Here is a 7,698-nt window from a genome sequence, read left to right on the forward strand (position 1 = left end):
TGCCCGAGGCGGTGAGGCCGAGGCCGGCGACGGCGAGCGCGCCGACCGCGGCGGCTCCCGAAGCGAGGCGGCGGCGCGAGGCTGGTGACAGGCTGAGCATCTTCAATCTCCCTTTCAGGTCGGTGATGGTGTGAAGGTGGCAGGTGCTGCCAAGGCGGGACGTGCCGCCCTGGGTCGCCTTGACGATCGCACGGGCATAGGCGTGGCGTTCGGCAGGCGAGCGGCCGGCGAGGACACGGGCGTCGTTGGCGAGTTCCTGATCGGCGCGGAACGCCCGGAAAGCGATCCAGGCAACCGGATTGAACCAGTGCAGTGCCAACACCGCCAGCCCTGCCCAGTTCGCAAGGAGGTCACCGCGCCGATGGTGGCCGAGCTCATGCGCCAGGGCGAGCGCTCGCTCCCCGGCGTCGTAGCGGGCAGCGACATCGGCCGGGAACGCGACGTAACGCCGCCACACACCGAAAGCGAGCGGCCCGGGCGCGGCGGCGCTGGTGACGACGTGGATACCGTCCTCAACCCCGACCGAGACGGCCGCGGCGAGGATGCGACGGCAGAACCGGGCGTGGGCGAGGAGATGACAGGCGAGGAAGGCGACGACGCCAATCGCCCAGACCAGCGACAAGAGCCCGGCGGGCGAGGCGAACAGATCGGGTGGCATCGCCGCGCGCGGTACGTTCGTCGGCGCGGTGACCAGGATCGTGATCGTCTCCCCGGCCCTGCCGATCGGCGTCGCGGCCGTGCGCCACGCCGACGGCAGCGGCGGCAGGATCAGGCGGAGCAGTGGCAGCGACCACAGTGCGTACGCGATCTGCGGTCCGAACGCCCGCCGCACGGGTCCGCGGACCAGCAGCACCAGCGCCATCAGCAACGCCGAGCCGATCAGCGCCTCGACGATCCAGCATGCCAGCCCGCTCACGCCTTCAGGTCCTTGAGCAGCGCCTCGATCTCGGCGATGTCGCGCGGGGTCAGGGCATCGCGCTCGGCCAGATGCGCGACCAGCGGCGTCAGCCGGCCGCCGAACAGCCGGTCAATCAGCCGCCGCGACTCGCGCTCGACATGGTCGGCACGCTCGACCAGCGGCCGGTAGAGATAGCGGCGACCGTCCGCCTCATGCGCGATCACCGACTTGGCAAGCAGGCGCCCGAGCAACGTCTTGACGGTGTTGACGCTCCAGCCCCGAGCAGGGTCGACGCGCTCGGCCACATCCTGGGCACTGAGCGGGGCGTCGGCCCACAGCACCTCCATGACGACATGCTCGGCATCGCTGATCCGTTCGGCCACGCGCTGATCCTCCATCGACAACAGATGTAATCGCTTTGATTACGCCTGTAGTCAAGAGGCTATCGTTGTCGGCAGCTTGTGTCGGTTCAGTTTACATCATCAGCCGCGCCGGGCGGCCCATTAACCACTCAACGGGCGCTTTTCCGCCGATGGCATTGGTTGGCACATCGACTGCATCACGGTGAGTACGCCTGAGCGCCGTCGCGCTTCAGCAGGGCGGATCGGCTGCGATCAATCTCGCGCCGATCCGCCCGCACCCGGCTTATTGCGCCGGCGCGGCCCCGCCGAGCACGTCCTGCAACTCGCCGCTCTCGTACATCTCCATCATGATGTCGCTGCCGCCGACGAATTCGCCATGGGCATAGAGCTGCGGGATGGTCGGCCAGTCGGAATAGGCCTTGATCCCCTGACGGATGCCCTGGTCCTGGAGCACGTCAACCGTCTCGAACTCGACATCGAGGTGCTGAAGGATCGCAACCGCACGGCTGGAGAAGCCGCATTGCGGAAACAGCGCCGTGCCCTTCATGAACAGCACGACGGGGCTGGCCTTGACCAGCGCGTCGATGCGGGCGGTGGCGTCGGTATCGATATCGGTCATGGCGAGGTCCTCAGGCGGAAGCGGTGGAAAGCTGGAGCGCGTGGAGTACGCCGCCCATATTGTCGCCGAGCGCGGCGTAGACGGCCTGGTGCTGCTTTACTCGCGACAGGCCGGCGAAGCTGGGCGATACTACCCGCGCCGCCCAGTGATTGTCGTCGCCGGCGAGGTCGGTCATCTCGACGGTGGCGTCCGAAATGCCGGCGCGGATCATGGCAACGATGTCGGCGGCTGGCATCGGCATGTCACTGCGCCTCCATCAACTGACGACGCGCTTCGATGGTGTGCTCGACCAGCGCGCGGCGGACCTCGCCGTCATCGACCTCGATCCCGGCGGCGGTGAGGTCGCCGAGCAGCTTGCGCACGACGTCCTCGTCGCCAGCCTCCTCGAACTCGGCGTGGATGACCGAGCGGGCATACGATTCGGACTCTTCCGGGGTCAGCTTCATTAGCTGCGCCGCCCAGCCGCCCAGCAGCTTGTTGCGGCGGGCGACGATGCGGAACGCCATCTCCTCGTCGCGCGCGAACTTCGTCTCGAAAGCGCGTTCGCGATCGTCGAAGGTGGTCATGCGGTCAGGCTCCCAGTTCGCTGGTGGAGATAGGGCGCGCGACCGGAGCGTGCAACCGCGAGCCGCCTAGCTGGCCCGTCGACCCTCGACGACCCCGCCCGCATAGCCGCTCCGCTTCTCGGTCCAGGGCCGATGCTCTGCCATCGCGCTCTCGAACTGCGCGATCTGCGTGTCGCGCGCCAGCGTCAGGCCAATCTCGTCCAGCCCCTCGGTCAGGCAGCGGCGGCGGAACGAGTCGAGGGCGAAGGCGAAGCGGTCCTGGTACGGCGTGGTGACGGTCATCGTCTCCAGGTCAACAGTGATCGGCTGGCCTTCGCCGGCGACCGCGATCAGCCGGTCGATCGCCTCCTGCGGCAGGACGACGGTGACGATGCCGTTCTTGAAGGCGTTGCCGGAGAAGATATCGGAGAAGCTCGGCGCGATCACCGCCTTCACCCCCATGTCGCCCAGCGCCCAGGCGGCATGTTCGCGGCTGGAGCCGCAGCCGAAATTGTCGCCGGCGATCAGGATCGGGCTGCCGGCGTAGCGCTCGTCGTCGAAGATGTTGCCCGGAACCGCCCGCACCGTCTCGAACGCGCCGCGGCCAAGCCCGGCGCGGCTGATCGTCTTCAGCCAGTGCGCGGGGATGATGACGTCGGTGTCGACGTTCTTCGCGCCCCAGGGATAGGCCTGGCCGGAAACGGCCGAGACGGGCTGCATCAGCGCGCCTCCTTCTCCGGCCGGACCACCTGCGCGCCGGCGTACCAAGCGGCCATGCCGCTCACCAGCGTGCCGGCGACCAGCAGCATCAATACCTTCTTCACAACGCTTCCTCCATCAAATCGCGCACGTCCGCCAGCCGTCCGGTCACCGCCGCCGCCGCCGCCATCGCCGGGCTCACGAGGTGGGTGCGCGCGCCCGGCCCCTGGCGACCGACGAAATTGCGGTTGCTGGTCGAGGCGCAGCGCTCGCCGGGCGGCACCTTGTCTGGGTTCATCGCGAGGCACATCGAGCAGCCCGGCTCCCGCCACTCGAACCCCGCCGAAGTGAAGATGCGGTCCAGCCCCTCCGCCTCCGCCTGGCGCTTGACCAGCCCCGAGCCGGGCACCACCAGCGCGCGCACGCCGTCGGCGACACGCCGGCCGCTGGCAACCGAGGCGGCGGCGCGCAGGTCCTCGATGCGGCTGTTGGTACAGCTGCCGATGAAGACGTGCTGGACGGCGACGTCCTGCATTCGCGTGCCGGCGGTGAGACCCATGTAGTCGAGCGACTTGCGCGCTGCCGCCTGTTTCGACGGGTCGGAAAAGCTGGCGGGATCGGGAACGCTGCCGGTGATCGACACCACATCCTCCGGGCTGGTACCCCAGGTCAGCGCCGGCGCGATGTCGGTGGCGTCGAGCACGACCCGGGCGTCATAGGCCGCGCCCGCGTCACTGGCGAGCGTGCGCCACCAGGCGACCGCCTGGTCCCATTCCGCGCCGGTCGGGGCCATGGGACGGCCTTGCAGATAGGCGAAGGTCGTCTCGTCGGGCGCGATCAGCCCGGCCCGCGCGCCGCCCTCGATCGACATGTTGGCGACGGTCAGCCGCCCCTCGATCGATAGGGCGCGAATGACGCTGCCGGTGAACTCGAAGACATGGCCGGTGCCGCCCGCCGCGCCGATCCGGCCGATGATCGACAGGATCACGTCCTTGGCGGTGACGCCGAAGCCGAGGCTGCCGTCGACCCGCACCTCCATCGTCTTCGACGGCGTGAGCAGCAATGTCTGGGTGGCGAGGACATGCTCGACCTCGCTGGTGCCGATGCCGAACGCCAGTGCGCCCAGCGCGCCATGCGCGGAAGTGTGGCTGTCGCCGCAGACCAGGGTGGTGCCCGGCAAGGTAAAGCCCAGCTCCGGACCGACGACATGGACGATCCCCTGTTCGGGGGCGAGCGCGTCGATATAGTCGATGCCGAACTCGGCGGTGTTGCGGGCGAGCGCGGCAAGCTGCTCGGCGCTCTCGGCATCGGCGATCGGCAGCGGCCGGCCGGCACCATCCACACGGGCGGCAGTGGGCAGGTTGTGGTCGGGCACCGCCAGCGTCAGGTCGGGGCGGCGCACCCGGCGACCGGCGGCGCGCAGCCCCTCGAACGCCTGCGGGCTGGTCACCTCATGGACAAGGTGGCGGTCGATATAGATCAGGCAGGTGCCGTCGTCGCGACGCTCGACGACGTGGGAGTCCCAGATCTTCTCGTAGAGGGTGCGGGAACGGCTGGCCATGGCTGCGCGCCCGGTAACCCGTTTCGACTCAGGGGAAAAGTGCTTTGGCGAGCTGTTGGTAAATAGGGCGGTTCGCCGTGTCGCGGCGGGACGGTCGAAATCGGGCTCTGGCGGCGGGATCGTTTTCTCGCCATGCGCTGCCCGTGCTAGCATGAGGTGCGAAATGGCCGCCTGGACAAGCAGAACGCCGGCGCGCTGGATCGCTCTCGGCATCCTGGGTGCAACGCTCACCGCGACCGCGTTGAGGATCGCGGCTCCGGCCATCGCCGCGCCGGTCGCGGCACCCGTCCGCCTCGCCATCGCCGCCAAGCCGCACAAGGCTGCCGCTATCGTCCGGCCAACCAAGGTAGCGGTTGCCGCCCCGGTGCCTGCACCCTCGCCCACCGCTCTCGTCATTCGCCGCGTGCTCGATACGCGCGGCCCGATCCGCTACGGCAGCTTCTTCTGGGACGAGGCGGGGGTGCCGGCGGGGCCGCTCACCATTACCGTCGACCTCAAGGCCAGCGTGCTGTCGGTCTTCCGCGGCGGCTATGAGATCGGCACGACCGCGGTGATCTATGGTGCCGACGATCGCGAGACGCCGCTCGGCGTGTTCCCGATCCTGCAGAAGGACCGCCACCACGTCTCCAACCTGTATCACGCCCCGATGCCATATATGCTGCGGCTGACCGGCGATGGCGTCTCGATCCACGCGAGCGAGATCGCGGCGAACTATGCGACGCATGGCTGTATCGGCGTGCCGGCCGGCTTTGCGCGCAAGCTGTTCGAAGCGGCCAGCCTTGGGGATCGGGTGATCGTCACGCGCCAGGGGATGCGCAGCGACATCGGCACGGCCCGACCGATCGTAAGCTGACACGAAAAAGGCCGCTCCCGAAGGAACGGCCTCTTCTCAGTCTCTGGTCAGTCGATCAGATCTTGTCGCCGAGCGCGCCCTTGACGTCGCCCTTGAACTGCTCGCCATGGCCCTTCAGCTCCTGGGCGGCACCTTCGTCGTGCAGCTCCGAGTCGCCCTGATGGCCACCAACGGCCTGCTTCACCTTGCCGACGACCTCGTCGATCTTGCCCTCGATCTTGTCGGTGAACTCACTCATATCGGCCTCCATCGTCGCGGCCGCGGGTGCGAGGATCGCTCCCGCTTTGAAACGCTCCCATGAAACGTCGCAGCCTCAATCGTGTTCCATGGGCTGCAACTCAGATCAGTCCGGCGAGCGGGCTCGACGGGTCGGCATAGCGCCGCTGCCCCATCCGCCCGGCGCGATAGGCGAGCCGCCCCGCCTCCACCGCCGCGCGCATCGCCGTCGCCATCATGATCGGGTCCTTCGCCTCGGCGATGGCGGTGTTCATCAGCACGCCGTCGCAGCCAAGCTCCATCGCCACGGCCGCGTCGCTGGCCGTGCCGACGCCGGCGTCGACCAGCACCGGCACCCCCGCACCCTCGACGATCAGGCGGATGGTCACGCGGTTCTGGATGCCGAGGCCGGAGCCGATCGGCGCACCCAGCGGCATGATCGCGACCGCCCCCGCCTCCTCCAGCTGCTTCGCGGCGATCGGGTCGTCGGTGCAATAGACCATCGGCTTGAACCCTTCGCGCACCAGCACCTCGGTCGCCTTCAGCGTCTCGCGCATATCGGGATACAGCGTCTTGGCCTCGCCCAGCACCTCCAGCTTGACAAGGTCCCAGCCGCCCGCCTCGCGCGCCAGCCGCAGCGTGCGGATCGCACTGTCGGCGTCAAAGCAGCCGGCGGTGTTGGGCAGGTAGGTGACGCGCTTGGGGTCGATATAGTCGGTCAGCATCGGCGCGTTGCGGTCGCTGACGTTGACGCGGCGAACGGCGACGGTGACGATCTCTGCTCCCGACGCCTCGACGGCGGCGGCGTTCTGGGCGAAGTCCTTGTACTTGCCGGTGCCGACGATCAGCCGCGAGCGGAAGGTGCGGCCGGCGACGCTCCAGCTGTCGGCATCTACCACGCCGGCATGGTCGCCGCCGCCGACGAAGTGGACGATCTCGAAATCGTCGCCATCCTCCACCGCCACATCGGCTAGCGTCGAGCGCGGCACCACCTCCAGGTTGCGCTCGACCGCGACCTTCTCGGGCACCAGTCCCAATTCGGTCGTCAGCGCGGCGATGGTCAGCCCGGCGGCGACCCGCTTGTGCTCGCCATTGACGGTGATCGAGACGGTTCCGTCGGAATGAGGCATCGCCAACTCCATCTGTGGCAGCGGATCGCCGGCCAGCGGCTGACCCTCGACTTCGCCAGGGATCGGCGGGTAGGCTCCAGCGATCTAGGCGCGCTCGCCGTCGCCCGCAACCGAAAGCCCGCTCATGCCCGAACAACCCGTCGTGTTCGTCCTCAACGGCCCCAATCTCAACCTGCTCGGTACCCGCGAGCCCGCCATCTACGGCCATGAAACGCTCGACGACATCGCCGGTCGGCTGGAGGATCGCGGCCGCGAACTGGGCCTGGAGGTCGACCTGCGTCAGTCCAACCACGAGGGGCATCTGATCGACTGGCTGCACGAGGCGCAGGCGGTTGGCGCGAAGGCGGTCTTGCTCAATGCCGGCGGGTTCACCCACACGTCCGTCGCGATCCACGATGCGATCCTCGCGGTCGCGACGCCGGTGATCGAGGTGCATCTGTCCAACCCGCACGCGCGTAGCTCCTTTCGCCATGTCAGCCTGGTGGGTCAGGCGGCGAAGGGCACGATCGCGGGCTTCGGCGCGCTGTCGTACATGCTCGCGCTTGAAGCGGCGGCGAGGTTCTGACAGGAGGCGCGGCCATGACCGACAACAGGGACGCGCGCGGGGGCGCCATGCAGGTCGATGTCGAGCTGATCCGGCAACTGGCCGAGATGCTGGACGCGACTCACCTCACCGAGATCGAAGTCGAGGACGGAGATCGCCGTATCCGCGTCGCGCGCAAGGCGGCGGCGGTGTCGGCGCCACCGACCATGTACCAGGCCGCCGCGCCGGCACCCGCGTCGATCACCAGCGCGCCGGCAGCCGCCGAGACCGG

Annotated in this window: 11 protein-coding genes and 1 pseudogene; 3 read left to right on the forward strand and 9 right to left on the reverse strand. The window is 68.7% G+C overall.

Annotated features, from left to right (window positions below):
- The 7 genes from HUU96_RS08120 to leuC form a co-directional block, all read right to left on the reverse strand.
- A partial coding sequence (locus HUU96_RS08120; RefSeq protein WP_254605122.1) for a M56 family metallopeptidase occupies positions 1–916 on the reverse strand: 916 nt, incomplete at its 3' end.
- Entirely contained in the window at positions 913–1,281 is a 369-nt protein-coding gene (locus tag HUU96_RS08125; protein ID WP_174292330.1) for a BlaI/MecI/CopY family transcriptional regulator, read from the reverse strand. The genes HUU96_RS08125 and HUU96_RS08120, both read right to left, overlap by 4 nt.
- Before the next feature lie 262 nt (positions 1,282–1,543).
- Positions 1,544–1,879 (reverse strand): Grx4 family monothiol glutaredoxin, encoded by a 336-nt coding sequence (grxD, locus tag HUU96_RS08130; RefSeq protein ID WP_174292331.1) that lies wholly within the window; start codon positions 1,877–1,879, stop codon positions 1,544–1,546.
- A 10-nt stretch (positions 1,880–1,889) separates the two neighbouring features.
- Positions 1,890–2,120: a BolA/IbaG family iron-sulfur metabolism protein gene (locus tag HUU96_RS08135; RefSeq protein ID WP_174292332.1), complete on the reverse strand. Its 231-nt coding sequence runs from the start codon at positions 2,118–2,120 to the stop codon at positions 1,890–1,892.
- A 1-nt stretch (position 2,121) separates the two neighbouring features.
- Positions 2,122–2,445 (reverse strand): DUF1476 domain-containing protein, encoded by a 324-nt coding sequence (locus tag HUU96_RS08140; protein ID WP_174292333.1) that lies wholly within the window; start codon positions 2,443–2,445, stop codon positions 2,122–2,124.
- Between the two features lie 66 nt (positions 2,446–2,511).
- Complete coding sequence (gene leuD, locus HUU96_RS08145; RefSeq protein ID WP_174292334.1) at positions 2,512–3,144, reverse strand: 3-isopropylmalate dehydratase small subunit; 633 nt, start codon at positions 3,142–3,144, stop codon at positions 2,512–2,514.
- A 100-nt stretch (positions 3,145–3,244) separates the two neighbouring features.
- A complete protein-coding gene (leuC, locus tag HUU96_RS08150; protein ID WP_174292335.1) occupies positions 3,245–4,684 on the reverse strand; it encodes a 3-isopropylmalate dehydratase large subunit in 1,440 nt (479 codons plus the stop codon).
- Positions 4,685–4,847: 163 nt separating this feature from the next.
- Between leuC and HUU96_RS08155 the strand changes: the two genes are divergently transcribed.
- Positions 4,848–5,537, forward strand: a complete 690-nt coding sequence (locus tag HUU96_RS08155; protein ID WP_174292336.1) for a L,D-transpeptidase family protein — start codon at positions 4,848–4,850, stop codon at positions 5,535–5,537.
- A 55-nt stretch (positions 5,538–5,592) separates the two neighbouring features.
- Here the strand turns inward: HUU96_RS08155 and HUU96_RS08160 are convergent, their stop codons facing one another.
- Together HUU96_RS08160 and thiS are read right to left on the reverse strand one after the other, a co-directional pair.
- The gene (locus tag HUU96_RS08160) at positions 5,593–5,775 is read right to left on the reverse strand and encodes a CsbD family protein (protein WP_174292337.1); all 183 of its coding nucleotides are present in this window, start codon (positions 5,773–5,775) and stop codon (positions 5,593–5,595) included.
- 100 nt (positions 5,776–5,875) lie between these two features.
- On the reverse strand, positions 5,876–6,883 hold the full coding sequence (gene thiS, locus HUU96_RS08165; protein WP_174292338.1) for a sulfur carrier protein ThiS: 1,008 nt from the start codon (positions 6,881–6,883) through the stop codon (positions 5,876–5,878).
- A 124-nt stretch (positions 6,884–7,007) separates the two neighbouring features.
- Between thiS and aroQ the strand changes: the two genes are divergently transcribed.
- Together aroQ and HUU96_RS08175 are read left to right on the forward strand one after the other, a co-directional pair.
- Positions 7,008–7,448 carry a type II 3-dehydroquinate dehydratase gene (aroQ, locus tag HUU96_RS08170; RefSeq protein WP_174292339.1) on the forward strand — a complete coding sequence of 147 codons (441 nt, stop codon included), beginning with the start codon at positions 7,008–7,010 and terminating at the stop codon, positions 7,446–7,448.
- Positions 7,449–7,462: 14 nt separating this feature from the next.
- A pseudogene (locus HUU96_RS08175) lies at positions 7,463–7,698 on the forward strand (acetyl-CoA carboxylase biotin carboxyl carrier protein); the annotation flags it as partial.

This window comes from Sphingomonas bacterium (assembly GCF_903644135.1).
GTDB lineage: Bacteria > Pseudomonadota > Alphaproteobacteria > Sphingomonadales > Sphingomonadaceae > Sphingomonas.

Excerpts from the sequence above, each read along its gene's own strand:
- thiS (WP_174292338.1), bottom strand. The coding sequence starts at position 6,883 with ATGCCTCATTCCGACGGAACCGTCTCGATCACCGTCAATGGCGAGCAC.
- HUU96_RS08135 (WP_174292332.1), bottom strand. The coding sequence starts at position 2,120 with ATGCCGATGCCAGCCGCCGACATCGTTGCCATGATCCGCGCCGGCATT.
- leuC (WP_174292335.1), bottom strand. The coding sequence starts at position 4,684 with ATGGCCAGCCGTTCCCGCACCCTCTACGAGAAGATCTGGGACTCCCAC.
- aroQ (WP_174292339.1), top strand. The coding sequence starts at position 7,008 with ATGCCCGAACAACCCGTCGTGTTCGTCCTCAACGGCCCCAATCTCAAC.
- HUU96_RS08155 (WP_174292336.1), top strand. The coding sequence starts at position 4,848 with ATGGCCGCCTGGACAAGCAGAACGCCGGCGCGCTGGATCGCTCTCGGC.
- HUU96_RS08140 (WP_174292333.1), bottom strand. The coding sequence starts at position 2,445 with ATGACCACCTTCGACGATCGCGAACGCGCTTTCGAGACGAAGTTCGCG.
- grxD (WP_174292331.1), bottom strand. The coding sequence starts at position 1,879 with ATGACCGATATCGATACCGACGCCACCGCCCGCATCGACGCGCTGGTC.
- HUU96_RS08160 (WP_174292337.1), bottom strand. The coding sequence starts at position 5,775 with ATGAGTGAGTTCACCGACAAGATCGAGGGCAAGATCGACGAGGTCGTC.
- leuD (WP_174292334.1), bottom strand. The coding sequence starts at position 3,144 with ATGCAGCCCGTCTCGGCCGTTTCCGGCCAGGCCTATCCCTGGGGCGCG.